This window comes from Tychonema sp. LEGE 06208, from assembly GCF_015207505.1.
GTDB lineage: Bacteria > Cyanobacteriota > Cyanobacteriia > Cyanobacteriales > Microcoleaceae > Microcoleus.
On the sequence record NZ_JADEWT010000011.1, the window covers coordinates 40,334 to 59,251 of the forward strand.

General features: G+C 45.6%; 13 protein-coding genes. 3 read left to right on the forward strand and 10 right to left on the reverse strand.

The genetic code is table 11. From position 1 onward, the window contains the following. Positions 1-30: 30 nt before the first annotated feature. The 4 genes from IQ263_RS04895 to tkt all read right to left on the reverse strand — a co-directional run bounded on the left by IQ263_RS04895 (position 31) and on the right by tkt (position 7,516). Complete coding sequence (locus tag IQ263_RS04895) at positions 31-1,530, reverse strand: sensor histidine kinase (RefSeq protein ID WP_194066435.1); 1,500 nt, start codon at positions 1,528-1,530, stop codon at positions 31-33. A gap of 138 nt (positions 1,531-1,668) precedes the next feature. After that, positions 1,669-2,118, reverse strand: coding sequence for a response regulator (locus IQ263_RS04900; protein ID WP_194066436.1), 450 nt, complete (start codon positions 2,116-2,118; stop codon positions 1,669-1,671). A gap of 49 nt (positions 2,119-2,167) precedes the next feature. Beyond that, on the reverse strand, positions 2,168-4,981 hold the full coding sequence (locus tag IQ263_RS04905; RefSeq protein WP_228049793.1) for a PAS domain S-box protein: 2,814 nt from the start codon (positions 4,979-4,981) through the stop codon (positions 2,168-2,170). Between the two features lie 519 nt (positions 4,982-5,500). Beyond that, positions 5,501-7,516 carry a transketolase gene (gene tkt, locus IQ263_RS04910; protein ID WP_194066437.1) on the reverse strand — a complete coding sequence of 672 codons (2,016 nt, stop codon included), beginning with the start codon at positions 7,514-7,516 and terminating at the stop codon, positions 5,501-5,503. Positions 7,517-8,112: 596 nt separating this feature from the next. On the opposite strand from tkt, the gene lysS reads away from it, so the two are divergent. Continuing rightward, positions 8,113-9,666, forward strand: a complete 1,554-nt coding sequence (lysS, locus tag IQ263_RS04915; RefSeq protein WP_194066438.1) for a lysine--tRNA ligase — start codon at positions 8,113-8,115, stop codon at positions 9,664-9,666. A gap of 243 nt (positions 9,667-9,909) precedes the next feature. Here lysS and IQ263_RS04920 read toward each other — a convergent pair whose 3' ends face one another. The 4 genes from IQ263_RS04920 to IQ263_RS04935 form a co-directional block, all read right to left on the reverse strand. Continuing rightward, positions 9,910-10,509 carry a TerD family protein gene (locus IQ263_RS04920; RefSeq protein WP_194066439.1) on the reverse strand — a complete coding sequence of 200 codons (600 nt, stop codon included), beginning with the start codon at positions 10,507-10,509 and terminating at the stop codon, positions 9,910-9,912. 229 nt (positions 10,510-10,738) lie between these two features. Continuing rightward, on the reverse strand, positions 10,739-11,311 hold the full coding sequence (locus IQ263_RS04925) for a TerD family protein (protein WP_194066440.1): 573 nt from the start codon (positions 11,309-11,311) through the stop codon (positions 10,739-10,741). Between the two features lie 55 nt (positions 11,312-11,366). Beyond that, positions 11,367-11,900 carry a peptide deformylase gene (gene def / locus IQ263_RS04930; RefSeq protein WP_194066441.1) on the reverse strand — a complete coding sequence of 178 codons (534 nt, stop codon included), beginning with the start codon at positions 11,898-11,900 and terminating at the stop codon, positions 11,367-11,369. 471 nt (positions 11,901-12,371) lie between these two features. Then, positions 12,372-13,613 carry an HhoA/HhoB/HtrA family serine endopeptidase gene (locus IQ263_RS04935; RefSeq protein ID WP_194066442.1) on the reverse strand — a complete coding sequence of 414 codons (1,242 nt, stop codon included), beginning with the start codon at positions 13,611-13,613 and terminating at the stop codon, positions 12,372-12,374. A 313-nt stretch (positions 13,614-13,926) separates the two neighbouring features. On the opposite strand from IQ263_RS04935, the gene dnaA reads away from it, so the two are divergent. Beyond that, positions 13,927-15,300: a chromosomal replication initiator protein DnaA gene (gene dnaA / locus IQ263_RS04940; protein WP_194066443.1), complete on the forward strand. Its 1,374-nt coding sequence runs from the start codon at positions 13,927-13,929 to the stop codon at positions 15,298-15,300. A gap of 170 nt (positions 15,301-15,470) precedes the next feature. On the opposite strand, the gene IQ263_RS29165 is transcribed toward dnaA, so the two are convergent. Continuing rightward, entirely contained in the window at positions 15,471-15,605 is a 135-nt protein-coding gene (locus tag IQ263_RS29165) for a hypothetical protein (RefSeq protein WP_255515812.1), read from the reverse strand. A 197-nt stretch (positions 15,606-15,802) separates the two neighbouring features. Between IQ263_RS29165 and dnaN the strand changes: the two genes are divergently transcribed. Continuing rightward, positions 15,803-16,942: a DNA polymerase III subunit beta gene (dnaN, locus tag IQ263_RS04945; RefSeq protein ID WP_194066444.1), complete on the forward strand. Its 1,140-nt coding sequence runs from the start codon at positions 15,803-15,805 to the stop codon at positions 16,940-16,942. Between the two features lie 322 nt (positions 16,943-17,264). Here the strand turns inward: dnaN and IQ263_RS04950 are convergent, their stop codons facing one another. Continuing rightward, positions 17,265-18,704 (reverse strand): sensor histidine kinase, encoded by a 1,440-nt coding sequence (locus tag IQ263_RS04950; RefSeq protein ID WP_194066445.1) that lies wholly within the window; start codon positions 18,702-18,704, stop codon positions 17,265-17,267. Between the last annotated feature and the right edge of the window lie 214 nt (positions 18,705-18,918).

Sequence of the window (18,918 nt, forward strand, 5' to 3'; positions counted from 1 at the left end):
GGTTGATGTTTATAGTTAAGCATTAAGCGATTATTGTGTTTGTGAAATCAAAGGCAAGGTAATAGTGAAAGTTGTACCTTTTTCTTCTTGGCTGTCGATCGCTAGTTGGCCGCCGTGCAGTTCTACAGCCCGTTTCACAATCGCTAAACCGAGGCCTGTTCCCGAAATAGTGCCGACATTTGTAGAGCGGTAAAAAGTTTCCAAGATTCGCTCTAGATCGGCTTGGGGAATCCCGATGCCACGGTCTTGAACTTGGAAAACAGCTTTTTGGTTTTGACAGTTGAGCTGTAAGGAAATTGTACTGCCGGCGGGGGAATATTTGATGGCATTTGAGAGAATGTTTCCCAAGATTTGCCGCAGCAGTTTTTTATCCATTTGAGCGTTGCAGTTGTCGCCTTCATGTTTAAAGGCGATCGGGTGTTGGTTGCTGTCGTTGAGCTGCTGTTCTTCTACCAGTTGACGGCAAAATTTTTCGAGGTTTAAGGAAACTGGTTGAAACTGCAAGGTGTTTGCTTCGATTTTGCCAATTACTAGAATATCTTCTAATAACTCTGTCATGCGTTTAATTGCTATTTGAATCCGCGCAAAATGAGTAGATTTTTTATCTTCAGTCCACTTAGAACTGTAGTCTTGCAGCAATCCACTCGAAAATTGGATGGTTGTTAAGGGGGTGCGGAACTCGTGGGAAACCATTGTCACAAATTTGGCTCGCAGTTCGGAAAGTTCCTTTTCTCGTGCGAGGGTTTTGAGAATTTCTGCTTCGGCTCGTTTGCGATCGCTAATGTCGCGGGCTTCAGCAATCAGCAGCAAAACTTGTCCCGTGTCATTTTTAACAGGTTTCAGTGATAAATCAACTGTGATAATTTGGCCACTTTTGCCTAACAAGTCTATTTCGCGGCGAAAAAATTCACCCTTAGCAGCCTTGGCGAGACCTTCTTTTAATTGTTCTTTACCATTTGGTGATTGTTGCCAAATCAACTGTTCCCAAATCGGGCTGCCTACAATATTTTGCGATCGAACTCCGGCAAAATCTAGGGCTGTCTGGTTCACTTCCAGCACGATTCCTTCGGGAGTCAGCAGTTTGGTAAGCTGAAAGGAAGAGTCAAAAATCGCCCTAAAACGCCGCTCGCTTTCCCGCAGCATTTGAAATGTTTGAGAACGTTCGATCGCGTAGCGGATCGTCCGCACTAATAATTGGGTGGTAATTTGACCTTTAACAATGTAATCTTGGGCTCCCAAGCGTACTGATTCGAGTCCGATCGCCTCATCGTCCAAGCCTGTCATTACCACCACTGCCGCATCGGGAGCCACTTCTCGCAGTCGAGTTAGCGTTTCCAAACCGTGGCTGTCGGGCAAAGAAAGGTCTAGTAAAACTATATCAAAGGATTGCTTGCCCAGTTGGGCGATCGCCTCCTGCAGGAATTCAACAGACACCAGTTCCCACTCCACTCCGACAGATACTTCCAACAGTTCTGCAAGCAAATCAGCATCAGCCGGATTGTCTTCTACTAACAGAATCTTAATCCACATAGCTTAAAGATTTTTGACTGTAACATTTTCACTGCGTATCAATCTCAGGTTAAACTTTTTGTTTTTTTTATGCAATTTTTATTTGTTAAGCTATTATTGTAAAAGTGTCACTACCGCCAGCCACCAATCCTCAATCAATTAATAAATTACAGGAAGGTGGACAACGGCGAGCCAGAATTCCTCAATTAACCTGACTACTTTAGTAAATTGTACAAAGTCTACAGGCTTAGTTATATAACAGTTGGCATGGAGCGAGTAGGACTTGACAATATCCTCGGGAGCAGCAGAAGTGCTGAGAATCACGACAGGAATTAATTTTAACGTCGGGTCAGTTTTAATTTCTTCTAGCACTTCAACACCGCTTTTTTTCGGCAGATTCAAATCTAGCAAAATCAAATCGGGACGGGGTACGTCCAGATAGGGTGCTTTTTTGCGTAAAAACTTGATTGCTTCGACTCCATCCTCCACAAAATGCAAGTTATTCAATATTTTACCCTGACTGAGGACTTCTCTTGCCAAATCGGCATCGCTGGGCGAATCCTCAATTAACAGAATCTCAACTAATCTAACAGTGCTGGGATCGCTCATAACCTGTTTATCCTTGTGACTATAAAAAAAATAAATGAAATTTAAGCCTTCAGATACTAATTATAGGAATAGTAAAGTAAAAAGTCGCTCCTTTTCCTTCTTGAGATTCCACCCAGATGCGCCCGCCGTGGCGTTCCACAATGCGCTTGCACATCGCCAAACCTATGCCAGTACCGGAATATTCGCGGCGAGAGTGCAGGCGTTGAAAAATAATAAAAATGCGATCGGCATATTGCGGATCGATGCCAATGCCCCGATCGCGCACGCTGAACACCCATTCGCTATCTTGCCGGCCCGCAGCGATATGAATCAACGGGATATCTTCGCGACAAAATTTGATACCATTGGCGAGCAAATTTTGGAATAACTGCACCAGTTGAAATTCATCCGCCATCACGGTTGGCATCGCGTCGCAGGTGATGACAGCTTTTGTTTCGGCGATCGCAATTTGCAAATTAGACAAACTTTGGTTGACAGCAGCGTTGCAATCGGCTAGCTCAAATTGTTTACTTCGGGTTCCCAGGCGCGAATAGACCAACAAATCATTAATCAATTGTTGCATTCTGGTAGCGCCGTCAACAATATAATGAATATATTTATCTGCTTTAGCATCCAAATTGTCTTGATAGCGGTGGGCGAGCAATTGAGCGTAGCTGGTAACGGCTCGGAGCGGTTCTTGCAAATCGTGGGAAGCCACATAAGCGAATTGTTCTAATTCTTCGTTAGAACGCTTCAAATCTTCTGTAAGTTGCAGCATTTGTTGCTCTGATTTTTTACGTTTTGTAATGTTATAAACTAAGGCGCAGCATGACAGCATATTTCCCTGGGAGTCCATGACTGGACTGGCAGACATATCCGTCCAAATATCTTTACCATCCTTAGTTTTGAATTTGAATTCATGTTGTTCAGCGATCCCTTCCTTGCGACGCTCGAAATTATCGAGAGCTTGTTGTTTTTCCGGTTCATCCATGAAGTCCCAAAGCGGCCGACCGAACATTTCTAATTCACTATAGCCGAGCATTCGCGACATTGCGCGGTTCACGTAAGTCGTGACGGCATTGTTATCAATTACCCAAATACCTTCTTTTGCTAATTCAACTATTTGCCTGTATTTGAATTCGCTTTCCTGCAACGCTGTTTCAGTTAGTTTACGCTCGGTGATATCTTTCATAAAACAGTGATAGCCGTTAAATGTTCCTTCGGCATCGCAAGCTTTGACCATTGTTAATTGATTGTGAAAAAATGAACCCTTTTTCCGCACACCTCTAGCTTCAACTTCTACTTTGCCCGAAATTAGCATTTCTTGATAAGCTAATGTCAACATCTCAACATCGTCTGGATGCACGGTAAGCTGCCATTCCATGCCTAGCATTTCTTCCGGTTCGTAACCACATTTACGAGCGTAAGCTCGGTTAACATTCACATAGCGTCCGTCAATGTCCAGCAGCGAAATGCCTTCCACCGCATTTTGCAGAGCATTGGTGAGGTCGCGCAGCTCTTTTTCAGCTTGTTTGCGTTGCGTAGCTGTCGCCACGGCATCGCTAATATCCTGACCGATCGCCAAAAAACCAGTAATATTTCCTTCAGTATCAAATAAGGCTGTCACCGACAATTGCACCGGAAACCGCGAACCATCTTTGCGAATGTAAGTCCATTCATTTTCGTCAGCCATTCCCCCGCGCGGCAAAGTAAAAAAAACTTCCATTCCTGGCTCTATTTTTACTCCCAATTCTTGAGACAAAACTTCCGCTCTTTTGCTTATCTCCAGAGGATCGTGAATGATGGCTGGCGTGACTTTGCCTACCACTTCTCCGGGGGAATAGCCTAAAAGTTGCTGGGCGGCGCGATTGAATATTTTAATTTTACCGTCTGGTTCAGTGGAAATAATTGTGTAGTTAGCGCTGTTAAGAATTGTATTTTGTAGTTGCGTCAATTCCAACAAAGTTATCGCAATTCTTTGTCTGTAAGCTACTTCGTTTTGCAATTGTTGCTTGGAAATTTCCATTTGAGCAGTGCGATCGGCAATTCGATTTTCCAGAGTTTCATTGAGCAGTCGATTTTCCTCTTCTACCAGCTTGCGTTCTGTAATATCAGTAATCGTACACACATAGCTTTTAACCTCCCCATTTTCTCCGATTTGACCTACAGATTGAGCGAAAACCCACTTCACTTGACCGTCGTCAAGACGTTGAAAACGGTACTCAGATTTAAACGGCAATTGCTCCTGCGCGACGCTATACCATTGAGCAAAAACGCTCTCGCGATCGTCTGGATGAATGCCTCGCAACCACCCTTTACCCAAAGCTTCATCGCCGGTAATTCCAGCAATTTGACACCAGGGTTCGTTGACATACAAACAGTCTCCGGCATCGTCAGCATAAAATATTCCAACTGGCGAAGCTTCTGTTAAAGTTTGATAGCGAGCGTCACTTTCTCGGCGTTCGACGATTTCTGTTTGCAGTATTTGATTAATTATCTCTAATTGAGCGGGACTCGTGAAAACTAATGCTTCAGGAATTAACGGAATCAATGCGAAAGCTGTGTAAGCAGAAATGACTGCGGTTATCAGTTTCAAGCTCCCAGAAAGCCAATAAACAGGATGCCAAAGCGTCCAAACTTCCATTATATGAGTAGTGCCGCAGGAGAAAATAAAGGCTCCAAACAGCAAAAAAATGTTGCGAAAGGGCAAGTCTTTTCCTTGAGTGCTAAAATAAATCAGCGATACGGGTATTGAATAGTAAGCCAGGGCAATTATAGAGTCTGACACTACGTGGAGCGCGACTAGATCTCGCTGCCAAAGGTAACAGTGGCCGTGAGAAATATAGTTGCTAGTGAATAACAGGTTATTTAAAAAAGTCCACATGATAAAGGAATGGGTAATGGGGAATCGGGAAGGGGTAATGGGTAATTGGTAATTGGTAATTGGTAATTGAGTAACGGGGAATTTAACCCAATAACTTATAACTTATCTCAAATTTTTGAAATATACATAAGACCGGGCAAATGGAATTCGCACGCCAAACAAACGAAACCCACCGCAGCGGGTTAACGTTTGATTTTCTTCCGTCTTCAGTCTTCAGTCTTCAGTCTTCCGTTTTCCTGATGACGTTGGACGGAAAGCTCCGGGGGGAAAGCAAAACATGACTAATGACTAATGACAACGTATAGGGCCCGCACGCACCATCCACCGCCCCTACTGACTGATGACTAATGACTAATGACTGATGACTAATGACTAATGACTAATGACTAATGACTAATGACTTCTTCCCTCTTCCTTCTTCCCTCTTCCTTCTTCCTTCTTCCTTCTTCCTTCTTCCTTCTCCTATAAAAAAAAGGGGCGAGCCAAAAGCCCGCCCCATCATTCATTATGCTACTGCGATTAACCCAAGAGTGCCTTAGCTTTAGCCACCACATTATCAACGGTGTAGCCAAACTTTTCTAAAGCAACGGGGCCTGGTGCGGAGGCGCCGAAGGTGTCGATGCTGATGCTGTCGCCTTCGGAACCTAAATAACGTCCCCAGCCGAAGCTAGAAGCTGCTTCAACTGCTAACCGTTTGGTAACAGCTTTCGGGAGTACAGATTCGCGGTAAGCGGCATCTTGTGCGTCGAACAATTTCCAGCAAGGCATGGAAACGACGCGGACTTTTTTGCCTGCGGCGCGCAATTTTTCAGCGGCATCAACGCAGAGGTATGTTTCGCCACCGGTGCCGATTAAAATGATGTCGGGAGTGCCGCCGTCGTCGGACAAAATGTAAGCGCCTTTGGCTGTTCCTTCGATCGAGCTTCCGGCCAAATTCGGCAAGTTTTGACGGGACAAAGCCATTAATGTGGGGCGTTTGGGGCTTTCAACTGCCACTTTATAAGCACCGGATGTTTCGTTTCCATCCGCAGGGCGCATCACCAACAAATTGGGGATGGCGCGCAGGGAAGCGATGGTTTCGACTGGTTGGTGAGTGGGGCCATCTTCGCCCAAAGCTACGGAGTCGTGAGTCATGACATAGATGACTCCAGCTTCCGAGAGTGCGGAGAGGCGAATTGCACCGCGCATATAGTCGGCAAATACCAAGAATGTGGCGCAGTAAGGAATCAAACCGCCGTGGAGTAGCAGACCATTGGCGATCGCGCCCATAGCGTGTTCCCGCACGCCAAAGCGCAGGTTGCGTCCTTCGTATTGACCTTTTTGGAAATCTTTTTCACCCTTAAGCAGAGTCATGTTAGAAGATGCCAAGTCAGCCGAACCGCCGATCAATTCAGGTAGGACAGCAGCCAAAGCATTCAAACATTTTCCAGAATGATTCCGAGTCGAATCAGCCTTATCTTCTGCCTTGTAAGTCGGGAGAACTTTATCCCAACCTTCGGGAAGTTTGCCAGCAACCGTGCGTTCGTATTCTGCTGCTTCGGCGGGATATTTTGCTTTATAATCTGCAAAAGTTTTATTCCATTCTTCTTCGGATGCAGCACCGCGATCGACTGCTTTGCGGAAGTGAGCCAAAGCATCATCAGGAATTTCAAACGGTGCGTATTCCCACTTCAAGAAATCGCGAGTTGCTTTCACTTCATCGGTACCCAAAGCCGCACCGTGAGAACTGTAAGAATTGCGCTTGTTGGGAGAACCATAACCGATGACTGTGCGGACTTTAATCAGAGACGGTTTGTCCGTGACTTTTTTGGCTTCTTCAATAGCTTTGTGAACTGCTTCTGCGTTAGTATCTTCGTCTAGGTTGGTATTGTCTACTGTAATGACGTGCCAGTTGTAGGCTTCAAAACGCTTGCCGACATCTTCAGTAAAGGCCAAGTTAGTGTCGCCTTCAATGGAAATGTGATTGTCATCGTAGAGGGCGATTAATTTGCCAAGTCCGAGGTGTCCGGCCAAAGAACAAGCTTCGCCAGAAATACCTTCCATGTGACAGCCGTCACCCATGATGACATAGGTGTAGTGGTCAACAATGGTGCTATCGGGCTTGTTAAACTTGGCAGCGAGGTGAGCTTCTGCCATTGCCAAACCGACGGCGTTAGCAATGCCTTGTCCCAGGGGGCCGGTGGTGACTTCTACGCCTTCGGTGACGAAGTTTTCCGGGTGTCCGGGGGTTTTGGATTCCCACTGACGGAATTGCTTGATGTCGTCGAGGCTGACGCTATCGTAGCCGGCGAGGTACATGAGGGCGTACTGCAGCATACAGCCGTGGCCGGCGGAGAGTACGAAGCGATCGCGATTGAACCACTTAGGGTTTTTAGGGTTGAACCGCATGAAGCGATCCCACAGTACGAAGGCCATAGGCGCAGCGCCCATCGGTAGTCCTGGGTGTCCTGATTTTGCTTTTTCTACCGCATCGATGGCGAGAAAGCGGATAGAGTTAATGCAGAGTTCTTCGATTGATTGGGTTGCAACAGCCATAATTCTGGTTTTTATATGTATGAGAGAGTGTGTGCGAGCTCATATTCGGTCAATTGACCGTGATTGTTGTAGGGGCGAGTTAACCAATAATCCTCATCAAAACCAGAGTTTTAGTAAACGCCCCAAACCAAATAGTACGATCGACCGACCGGACACGATCTGTGTGGTCAATTTTGGCAGAAGTGCGATGAGTCGAGTTCGATCGCTCGCGTGTCTGCTATTGAGTTTCTGTGGAACTGCCGTGAGACTGCACTACATATCATCTCACCTGTTGCGACCGACAGACAACTTAATTTTTTAATGTTTCGCCCGCTTTATGCTGTCGATAACAATTTGCGATCGCAAATATTTCAGCAGCCAGGGTACAAAAAGCAGCGTGTATCTGAATTATTTAGCAAATTGGCCCCGTCAGGCAGCTCAGTTATGATAGAGTTTGGTGTTTCTGACATCTTGCACCTGTTGCGATCGAGCTTTCGGGCATCCGCCCTCGGCCTACCCACCAAAGAATTGAGTTGTGGAACAGACCAGAAAGCCTGTGAATGTGACAATGCAGTGCAAGATCTAAGATATTGGTAATTTTAACTAGGCAATAACTAATGACTCTGAGTGAAGCCGAAGTCCGCAGTCAAAAAGTAGACGAACTGCGATCGCAAGGCATAGAACCGTATCCCAGTCAATCCTACGCGCGATCGCACACAGCCCAACAAGTTCGCGAAATATTTAGTCAGCCAGGAAAAGAACTCGAAAACGGACAAAGCGACCCCGAAGAAATTCCCCTGCGATTAGCCGGCCGCATTATTTCCAAGCGAGACAGCGGCAAAATTGGCTTCATCGATTTAAAAGACACCACAGATAAAATTCAACTCAAAATCGAAAAAGCCATCGTCACCGGCGAAGTCGGTTTGAGCTTTGAACAAATCAAAAAATTGCTTGATGTCGGCGATTTTGTCGGCGTAGAAGGTATCGGCTGCCGCACCCCCAGGGGAGAACTTTCTATTTTAGTCCGGGAATTCACGCTTTTATCAAAAGCTACGATCCAATTTCCCGATGCTTATTACGGCATCAACGACCCCGAAGTTTGCCGCCGCCACCGCGAAATGGACTTAGCAAGCAACCAAGAAGCCCTCAACCGTTTCATGCTACGCAGCCGCATCGTCCAAAGCATCCGTTCCTATCTTTGGAAAGCCAACTTTTACGAAATAGAAACGCCGACACTGCAAGCTATTTACGGCGGTGCAGCCGCTAAACCATTCATCACCCACCACAATGCTTTAGAAGTAGATTTGTATTTGCGCGTCGCCCCCGAATTGTTCTTAAAAAGAGCAATTTGTGGCGGTTTCGAGCGAGTATTTGAACTAGGAAAAGCCTTTAGAAATGAGGGCATTGACAGCACCCACAATCCCGAATTTACCTCCTTAGAAGTTTACCAAGCCTATGCAGATGTATTCGACATTTTAACAGTTGTCGAAGACGTGATTTGTTTCGCAGCAGCAGAAGTATTTGGCGATGTGCGGGAAATAGAAAATCAGGGAGAAACAATCAGTTTAGAACGTAAATACGACTACAGCGAAAAATATCCCGGTTTTAGCGGCAAACACTGGCAAGTGAAAACAATGGTAGAAGCTGTCAGAGACGAGTTTGGACTGGATTTTGACAGTTTGGACTTAGAAAGTGCAATATCCTCCGCAACCAAACTAGAAATGCACCTATCTCAGCTAGAAAAACAGAGTTTAGGCTACGTGCTCTACGCAGTTTTTGACAAATTAGTTGTTCCCAAACTAATTCAACCTACATTCATCATCGACTACCCAGTCGAAGTCAGTCCCCTCGCCAAAGGACACCGCAGCAAACCCGGATTTGTCGAGCGTTTCGAGCTATTTATCAACGGCACAGAATACTCCAACGGATTCTCAGAATTGAACGATCCGAAAGAGCAAAGAAAGCGGTTTGAAGAACAATTAGCACAGAAAAATGCAGGAGATGACGAAGCGCATCCAATGGATGAAGATTTCATCCAAGCGCTATCTTTAGGAATGCCAAATTGTGCCGGAATGGGCATCGGTGTAGACAGATTGGTAATGCTTTTAACCAATACTCAAAGCATCCGAGATGCCGTGATGTTCCCAACAATGCGGCCTGTCAAAGATTGATTAGAGGGGAGCATCTCATATTTGTAAAAAGACTTCTTTTGACTCCTTCTTTCTTCCTCTTTCCTCCTGTCTCCTGTCTCCTGCCTCCTACCTCCAATTTCTAGCTTGGCTGCAAAAGTGAGATGCTCCCGATTAGAGTTACTTTTTCAACCGCAGATATTTGCGGATTAACACAGATAAACGCCGATGAAATTACATCGGCGTTTATCCGCGTTTATCTGCGGTTGAAAAACATTTTTAATCTCACCGCATAAACGAACCGACAACACCGTTCATATCTTCAGTCAAAGGATTTCCCAAAGCCTTAAATTTCCACTCGCTACCTTCTCGATAAACTTCTCCCATCAACATATTTAATTTGCCTTCATAGGAAGGGTCATTTGACAAGCGATAGCGAGCGATTTCTTTACCGGCTGCATCTACAGCCCTGACGTAAGCATTTTCTACCATGCCAAAATGCTGTTTTCTTTCTTTACCATTGTAAATATTTACACCCAAGATAATTTTGTGATATTGTGCTGGCAACGAGCTGAGTTTCACCAATATTTGTTCGTCGTCGCCGTCTCCCTCCCCGGTGAGATTGTCGCCGGAGTGTACAACTGTTTTGTCCTTTGATTCTAAATGAGAGTAATAAATTACATCTTCTTTGTAAGCTTTTAATTTGCCATTTTCCCCCAGTAGCAAAGCGTAGGAATCTAGGTCAAAATTTGCACCGCTACTTCTGCCGAAAAGACCTTTTTTAACTTGCGCGACATCCCAGCCCAAAGCCATTGTCAATCGGGATAAGTCGTATTCACTTTTGCTGAGAACAATTGATTGTCCTTTTGTCAAGTTGATAGCCATTGTTTTGTGATTTTGTAAGGTTTATCGTGCAATATGGGATTGATCAAAAGACCGGGCGGTTTCAACAGTACGTCCGATTTGTTTATTCCCAGGATATCCCTTGCAGCATCCCCCTTAAGAAAGGGGACGAAAGATAACTCTCTTGTCCCCTCCCTTTTTTAAGGGGGAGTAGGGGGAAAGCTAAGGGGGGATCGACTTGATCTGAACCGTATTGTTTTATATCGACCTTTTATCCGGCATACTTGTCTACAAAGCTTTGCAAGCCTGAATTGTAGCCATCTCCAACTGCTTGGAACCTCCACTCGCCATCTTTCTTGTAGAGTCTGCCAAACTCCACCGCAGTCTCGCGAGAAAAATCCTCATCCAAATCGTACTTCGTGATTTCTGTGTTAGTAGTGGTATCGTAAATCCTGATAAAAGCATTCCGCACTTGACCGAAGTTTTGCCTTCTCGATTCGGCTTCGTGGATGGTGACAACAAACACAATTTCTTCTACAGAAGGATCGACTTTGGTTAAATCGACTGTAACGGTTTCATCATCGCCCAATCCTTCTCCGGTTGTGCTATCTCCCAGATGTATTACAGAACCGTCCGGCGACTGTTTGTTGTTGTAGAAAACAAAGTATTTTTCGCTGGGAATTTTGCCAGCAGAACCCAACATAAACACGGAAGCATCTAAGTCAAACGCTGCGCCGGTGTCTGTAGCATTGGTATCCCATCCCAAACCGATCCCGGCATTTTTCAGCCCCGGTGCTTCTTTAGATAGATTGATTCTCCCGCCTTTTTCCAAGTTAATAGACATTCGCCCTCCTATTCACAACATCAATCTTAGTTACCGATCGCCATTATATCAATTATCACAGGAGCTTGACAAATTGCTGCTGGTACTCATCCTCTGACATCAGTTCTCGGGTATTTTCCACCCTGTCTAAAAATACGATGCCCTCTAAATGGTCGTATTCGTGTTGAAAAATCCGGGCTACAAAGTCTGTAAGTTCTTGTCTGTGGACTTTGCCGTCTCTACTGGTGTATTCTATCTCGATCGCCCTACTTCTGGGCACCAACCCGCGAATCCCCGGAATACTCAAACAGCCTTCCCAGTCTTTGACTGTTTCTGTGGATGCAGCGAGAATCCGGGGATTAATCATCGCCGTCGGTTCCATCTTAGGGGCTTGGGGATAGCGCAGGTTGGGGCGGGATGCGACGATGAACAGCCGATCGCACTTCGCCGCTTGGGGGGCCGCAATCCCTACTCCGTTCGCCTGTTGGACAGTAGAGATTAGGTTGTCGATTAGCTGTTGAATGCGATCGTCCTTAACATTCTCGACAACTTGCGACGGTTGGCGTAATACCGGATTTCCTAATTGTGAAATTTGCAATATTTCTGACATATTTTTTAGTTATTGGTTGTTGGTTATTGGTTATTGGTTATTGGTTGTTGGTTGTTGGTTATTGGTTATTGGTTGTTGGTTATTGGTTATTGGTTATTAGTCTTTACTCGTGAAAATCAATAAACAATTGAGATTGAACTATTCCATAAAGAAATCAAGAAAAATCCTTGGTTCGGGTCTCTGCTTTACAATCTCTATCATCAATTATTAGTTGGTGTTCATTTTGTAGAGAGACTCATTAAGAATTTATTACTATTAATAACAACTAATATCGTTTCCGCTTGCATCGTCAGGTGATTTAACCGGCGCTAGAACACAGAGTACACAGAGTCCGAGAATATATATCTGAATCATTCCGATGCTACCGGATTTGATATAACAACAGTCAACTAACAACTAAGAGGGCGGGCACGCACCATCCACCGCCCCTACCAACTAACAACTAACAACTAACAACTAACAACTAACAAATTATCGAACTTGTTGAACAGGCAAACTCCCCGGTTTCACAGTCAAATTAACTATTTGCCCGTTGCGATTAATCTCCATTTGCAACAGGCCGCCAACCTTGGCATTTTGCACGAAATCCTGAACAGCTTCCGACTGAATAATCGGCTGATTGTTAATCTTTTGAATCACATCTCCAGCCCGCAAACCTGCCGCCGCCGCGGGAGAATTAGGAACTACACTCACAATAGCCACACCCCGATCGACTGCAACTCGCAGATTACTGTTAGCATTGCTGTTAATTTGCTGCTTAACATCAGGAGTCAGCGTCGCCATTTCAATTCCCAAATAAGCGTGTTCGACTTTCCCCGTCGAAATCAGTTCCTTCGCCACCTGTTGCGCCGCCTGAATCGGAATCGCAAAGCCCAATCCTTGAGCGCCTTGAATAATCGCCGTATTCATCCCAATAACTTCCCCCGAAGCATTCAGCAGCGGGCCGCCGGAATTCCCCGGATTGATTGCAGCGTCTGTTTGAATAAAACCGATGCGCTTGTCGGGTACGCCCACATCAGAGCTCGATCGCCCTGTAGCGCTAATAATCCCCGCAGTCACCGAATTGTCCAAACCCAAAGGATTGCCGATGGCGATCGCCCATTCCCCAGACAACAGCTTATCAGAATTGCCGATCGCCGCCACAGGCAGAGCAGTCGCCTCAATCTTCACCACAGCCACATCCGTCACCTTATCCGCCCCCAACACCCGCCCCTGATAGCTGCGGCCGTCCCTGAGAGTTACATTTACCGTATCTGCACCCTCTACAACGTGAGCGTTAGTGAGAATCACGCCGTCGGCCCCGATGACGAAACCCGAACCCGTACCCCGTTCGATCCCGCCCCTACCGCCCGAATTCGGTTCTGCACCAAAAAAATCTTCCGGCGAAAGCGATCTATTTGTCGGTTTCACCAAGCGCGAAGCATCGATCCGCACCACCGCCGGGCCTACTTTTTCCACCGCAGCCACAATGAAATTCACATTAGCTGCATCGCCCGACAAAGGAACCTGCGGCAATACTTTGCTACCTTTAACCTCCGTCTTAGGAGGCAGTTGCAATTTCGGTTGCATCACCTCTTGTCTCGAATCACCAGAATTAGGACGTAATTGAGAAACCGTCAGCCGATCGCCCAACATGGCGGCTCCGGCCCCCGTTACCAGCAGCAATATGTAAATTGCCGGTTGCTTCCAAAACTTGCCTGTAGAACTCTTCATAGCCACGTTTTTAGGCTTTCCTGCCACATTTAAATATTTGCTTAGCAGCTCTTTGATACCTGCTATATCGCCGCAGAGCCGCAAAATTTTTGGGCGATGGCTGGGAGCCCCGCAAGCTACGGCAGACTCCCTTAAACTTTAACATTCAGCTTCTCATTTTGGATTTTTGATTGCCGATTTTCGCTGATTTTGCTAAGAGATACGGTTGAAACCGCCCAATCTTGGGCCGCTCTAGCTTCCCAACCACCAACTCGACTAAACTGAACTGTTTGGACTTGAAAATCTCTTAAATGCCGATCGGCAGAGGTAATCGATGGACATTCCCCTCGAAAATCTGTGGAAACAGATACTTGAACGTCTCCAGGTACAACTGAGCAGACCTAGCTTTGAGACCTGGATCAAAACTGCCAGAGCCGAACAACTCGAAAATAACTGTTTGATTGTCAGCGCCCCCAACCCCTTTGCTCGCAATTGGTTGCAAAAATATTACAGAGAAATCCTTGCTGATGCAGTCGAAGAAATTCTCGGCTATCCCGTAGACATTTACTTGACAATTGCCGGGGGAAATGAAACAGGCGACAGCAGCGACTCCGCCACAATTTCGCCCTCCCCCATCGCCACCGATGTCCCCGAAAACAAATCGCTTCACCCGCCTAAACCCGCTAATTTAAACCCCAAATACGTATTTTCCCGCTTTGTCGTCGGTTCCAACAACCGCATGGCTCACGCAGCAGCCCTCGCAGTAGCCGAGTCTCCGGGCCGAGAATTCAATCCCTTATTTTTGTGCGGCGGCGTTGGTTTGGGGAAAACTCATCTGATGCAGGCGATCGGTCATTATCGCTTGGAAATTGACCCCAACGCCAAGATTTTTTACGTTTCTACTGAAAAATTTACTAACGATTTAATTGTCGCAATTCGCAAAGACAGTATGCAAAGTTTCCGCGATCATTATCGGGCAGCGGATGTTTTATTAATAGATGATATTCAATTTATTGAAGGCAAAGAATACACTCAAGAAGAATTTTTTCACACGTTTAATACTTTGCACGAATCTGGAAATCAAGTAGTTTTAGCTTCCGATCGCCCGCCGCAGCAAATTCCCCGCCTGCAAGAGCGTTTGTGTTCCCGATTTTCCATGGGATTAATTGCTGATATTCAATTGCCCGACTTGGAAACGCGGATGGCAATTTTGCAGAAAAAAGGTGAGTACGAAAATATGCGGTTGCCGCGAGATGTGATTGAATACATTGCTTCTAGCTATACTTCCAATGTTCGGGAATTAGAAGGAGCTTTGATTCGGGCCGTAGCATATCTTTCCATTACCGGTTTGCCGATGACAGTTGAGAATATCGCCCCGGTTTTGAATCCGCAAACTGAAACGGTACAGGCGACTCCCGATGCGGTAATTGCAGTGGTGGCTGAGGCGTTTGATGTTTCTGTCGAAGATTTGAAAGGTATTTCCCGCCGGCGCGAAATTAGTCTCGCCCGTCAAATAGGGATGTATTTAATTCGGCAGCATACTGCTTTGAGTTTGCCGAAGGTTGGCGAAGTGTTCGGCGGAAAAGACCACACGACGGTGCTTTACAGTTGCGACAAAATTGCTCAGTTGCGGAACACTGACCCGAATTTGGCTCAAACTTTGCGTCAGTTGAGCGATCGAATTAACGTTGTCAGTCGCAAAAGTTAATAAAAAGTCAGTAGTCATTAGTCATTAGTCAGCAGTCATTAGTCAGCAGTCATTAGTCATTAGTCAGCAGTCATTCCAATGCCTCTGCCCCCTGCCTGTGGAAAAACCTGTGGAAAATTTGCCCTTTGTTTGTGGAAAACTTTACTCGATCGCCCAAAACCATTTTTTTACTAAAATGGGCGATCGTATTTAGCAGCTTTTCCACAAGTTTTCCACAGTTTTTGGAAACTACAAGTCATATCCCGCAAACAGTTAACTTTTTTTTCCACAGTTTCCACAGGGCGATCGACATAAAAATAATTCAACAAATTAAAAAAAATCTAGTCCTCAGCGCGTTAACCTCAGAAACCCGATTTCTAAGTATATTTCTCCTTCCTTCACAAAATTTTGCCCATAAACCCGGTTTCTAGCCCCAGAAATAAGCCCTGACAGAGAAAAGTCAGCCCGCCGACTTTCTGTGATAGGATTTGGTTTCGTCTCAAATCCGGTTAATTAACCTCCCATGAAATTGGTTTGCACCCAAAGTGACCTCAACGCCAACCTCTCGTTGGTAAGTCGGGCCGTTCCCTCCCGCCCGACACATCCGGTACTAGCCAACGTGCTCTTAGTAGCGGATGAGGAAAATCAGCGGGTTAGCTTGACAGCTTTCGATCTCAGTTTAGGAATTCGCACCAGCTTCGCAGCAGAAGTGACCGGCGGCGGCAGTTTTACCATACCCGCTAAATTGCTCAACGATATTGTTTCGAGACTCCCAGATGGAGAGATTACTTTAGAAGATGAAGCGGGGGACACCGTAGCATATCTCAGTTGCAGTTCAGGCAGCTACCAAGTTAGAGGCATGGGCCCGGAAGAATTCCCAGAATTGCCAGCAATCGAAGCCGGAACAATCCTCAAACTGCCGCCCGAAGCCTTGATAGAAGGACTCAAAGGAACTTTATTTGCGACAAGCCCCGACGAAGCAAAACAGGTACTTGCAGGCGTGCATTTAAAGGTATTGCAAGATTGCTTGGAATTTGCAGCGACAGACGGCCACAGATTGGCAGTAGTTCAAACTATCAATGAAAAAGTCGAAGGCGAAGAAACCCAAGAAGAATTTGAGGTGACAGTTCCGGCTAAAGCATTGCGGGAAGTAGAAAGAATGCTAGTAATGCGGCAGTGGACTGAACCAGTTACGCTGCATTTTGAACATGGTCAAGTAGTGTTTGAATGGGCAGACCAGCGGTTGACAACTCGCACCTTAGAAGGGCAATATCCCGCATACCGGCAGTTGATTCCACCGTCTTTTGAGCGGCAAATTACCTTGGAAAGGCGATCGCTCTTAGCAGCCGTCGAAAGAATAGCAGTCTTTGCCGACCAAAAAAATAATATCCTCAAATGCAGCATCGACGAGGAAAATCAGGAAATCACCTTATCGGTAGATGCCAAAGATGTCGGTAGCGGCAAAGAGTCAATGCCGGCGCAGATTTCGGGAGACAGCATCGATATTGCTTTCAACGTGAAATACTTAATTGACATTTTGAAAACAGCTCAGTCTCCCGAAATTCAACTGCAATTAAACGGCGCTCTGGCTCCTGTAATTTTTCAACCTTTGGGCGGAGTCAATGCTACATTTTTGGTGATGCCCGTTCAGCTAAGAGCGTAACAGTAGGGTGCTCTTCGGCGCACGGCCGTGCGCCGAAGAGCACCCTACATACAGCGTATTCCAGGTTTGTGAAGTGTAGGGACACGGCAGTGCCGTGTCCCTACGCGGAGTTGAGGATAGGCCGGCGTACTTCATAAATGTGGAATCTGCTGTAATTATACCAATTTCATAAAGTAGCGCTAGATATTACCCCCCCAACCCCCCCCGCGACTTCGGGGGGGCTAAGACTTCATCTATACCACATATGAAAGAAAAATGGTATTAGTTTCTATTTCTTCCCTCTTCCTTCTTCCTTCTTCCTTCTTCCTTCTTCCTTCTTCCTTCAAATCAATGGCAACAAAATCTCAAATTCCGTCCCCGTACCGGGCGTAGAATGCAAATTCAACTTGCCTTTATGCTTCTCCGTCACAATTTGATGAGTAATTGCCAACCCCAAACCCGTACCTTTCCCAGCAGGTTTAGTGGTGAAAAATGTATCAAAAATCCTGCGCTGAATTTCTGGCGGAATTCCCGGCCCGTTATCGGCAATTCTGATCGCTATCCAAGCGTTATTTTGATTTTTTTCGCTTGCTTCTGGGCTGAAACCGGCGTTTTGGCTGGCGGATGATAGCTGTTTTGCATTTGGTCGATCGCCCAAAACATAATTTTGCAATAATTCCGAATTCACGAAGTCTCCGTCAGAACTGTCTATTACCTCAGTTTCAATCGTAATCGCAGCGACAAAACCTGTTTCTTCTTTTACTTCTTCCAAAGCATCGATCGCATTGCTGATGATATTCATAAACACCTGACTCAACTGACCAGAGTAACACTTGACCAAAGGCAAATCCCCATAATTTTTAACTACTTTAAACCCGTACTTCAGACGGCTTTTCATAATTAGCAGCGTACTGTCAATACATTCGTGGAGGTTAGCTTCTTTCAAGTGAGTTTCGTCCATGTAAGAAAAGGTGTGCAGGCTGGTGACAAGTTCCCTCAGTCTCTCTGATGAAGCCTTCATGCTTTTGAGAATTTCCACCCAATCTTCGTGCAAAAAATCAAATTCTATATTTTTTTTGAGTGCGTCAATTTTTTCGCTAGGCCCGACAATTTGCTCGTAAGCAGACAGCAACTCCATGATGTCTTTCGAGTAGTTAGACAAAAAGCCGAGATTTCCGCTGATGCAGGTGACAGGGTTTCTAATTTCGTGAGCTACTCCAGCTACCATCTGCCCCAAACTGGCTAATTTTTCGGTTTGAATTAGTTGAGATTGAGTTTGCTGCCTCAGCAATTTTGTCGCTAATTCGTGAATTTTTGACTGGGCCACTAACAGTTCGCGTACATCTACCAAAGTATAAGTTTGGGGCGACACTTGAACCACAATCGGCTCGTAAAGCAGTTCTTTCGAGCGCTGCAGCGACTTCCGCGCTGCATCCACGATTAAAGTATTGCTAGGAAAAATCAAAGTCTCAATTTCAGCAAAGCGATATAAAGCCTTGATAGGTCGTTTTAAAAATAATTCTCTTCCAAAAGGACGGCTGAGAAATTCTAAAAATCTCCGCCGGGAAATCATGCCGACAAATTTACCTTGATTTGTCAAAATGACTCCCGGTAACAGCGGATTAGTTTCTAACATCTGGGAAATTTTCATCCCGAAATCCATAGCTTCTACTTGAAAATCGTAAAGCGATAATTCTTGGAGAGTAGAGTCTAAACGAAGTTCTCCAGAGTCAGCTTCGGACACGGGTTGTACTGGTATTTCTACGCAAGAAGTATTTAACATAAATTCATCAGCACGCTTTTTTGGTTTTTATTTGCCAGCAGACATTCAGTTACCAAAGCTCAGTCGGTGAGTAGCTGAGTGCTTTTGCCGACATCCCTCTGGCAAACGGCATTTTAAATTACACAAAAAACTGTTTGTGGCAAAGGGGATTTTACCACTCCAAGTATTAGGCAAGTTTGAGGATGGCCGAGATAGATGCGCCTTGGTAATTATG

What these genes read in the sequence shown, in the direction of transcription:
- IQ263_RS04895 (WP_194066435.1), bottom strand. Translation starts at nt 1,530, where the DNA reads ATGTGGATTAAGATTCTGTTAGTAGAAGACAATCCGGCTGATGCTGAT.
- IQ263_RS04900 (WP_194066436.1), bottom strand. Translation starts at nt 2,118, where the DNA reads ATGAGCGATCCCAGCACTGTTAGATTAGTTGAGATTCTGTTAATTGAG.
- IQ263_RS04905 (WP_228049793.1), bottom strand. Translation starts at nt 4,981, where the DNA reads ATGTGGACTTTTTTAAATAACCTGTTATTCACTAGCAACTATATTTCT.
- tkt (WP_194066437.1), bottom strand. Translation starts at nt 7,516, where the DNA reads ATGGCTGTTGCAACCCAATCAATCGAAGAACTCTGCATTAACTCTATC.
- lysS (WP_194066438.1), top strand. Translation starts at nt 8,113, where the DNA reads ATGACTCTGAGTGAAGCCGAAGTCCGCAGTCAAAAAGTAGACGAACTG.
- IQ263_RS04920 (WP_194066439.1), bottom strand. Translation starts at nt 10,509, where the DNA reads ATGGCTATCAACTTGACAAAAGGACAATCAATTGTTCTCAGCAAAAGT.
- IQ263_RS04925 (WP_194066440.1), bottom strand. Translation starts at nt 11,311, where the DNA reads ATGTCTATTAACTTGGAAAAAGGCGGGAGAATCAATCTATCTAAAGAA.
- def (WP_194066441.1), bottom strand. Translation starts at nt 11,900, where the DNA reads ATGTCAGAAATATTGCAAATTTCACAATTAGGAAATCCGGTATTACGC.
- IQ263_RS04935 (WP_194066442.1), bottom strand. Translation starts at nt 13,613, where the DNA reads ATGAAGAGTTCTACAGGCAAGTTTTGGAAGCAACCGGCAATTTACATA.
- dnaA (WP_194066443.1), top strand. Translation starts at nt 13,927, where the DNA reads ATGGACATTCCCCTCGAAAATCTGTGGAAACAGATACTTGAACGTCTC.
- dnaN (WP_194066444.1), top strand. Translation starts at nt 15,803, where the DNA reads ATGAAATTGGTTTGCACCCAAAGTGACCTCAACGCCAACCTCTCGTTG.
- IQ263_RS04950 (WP_194066445.1), bottom strand. Translation starts at nt 18,704, where the DNA reads ATGTTAAATACTTCTTGCGTAGAAATACCAGTACAACCCGTGTCCGAA.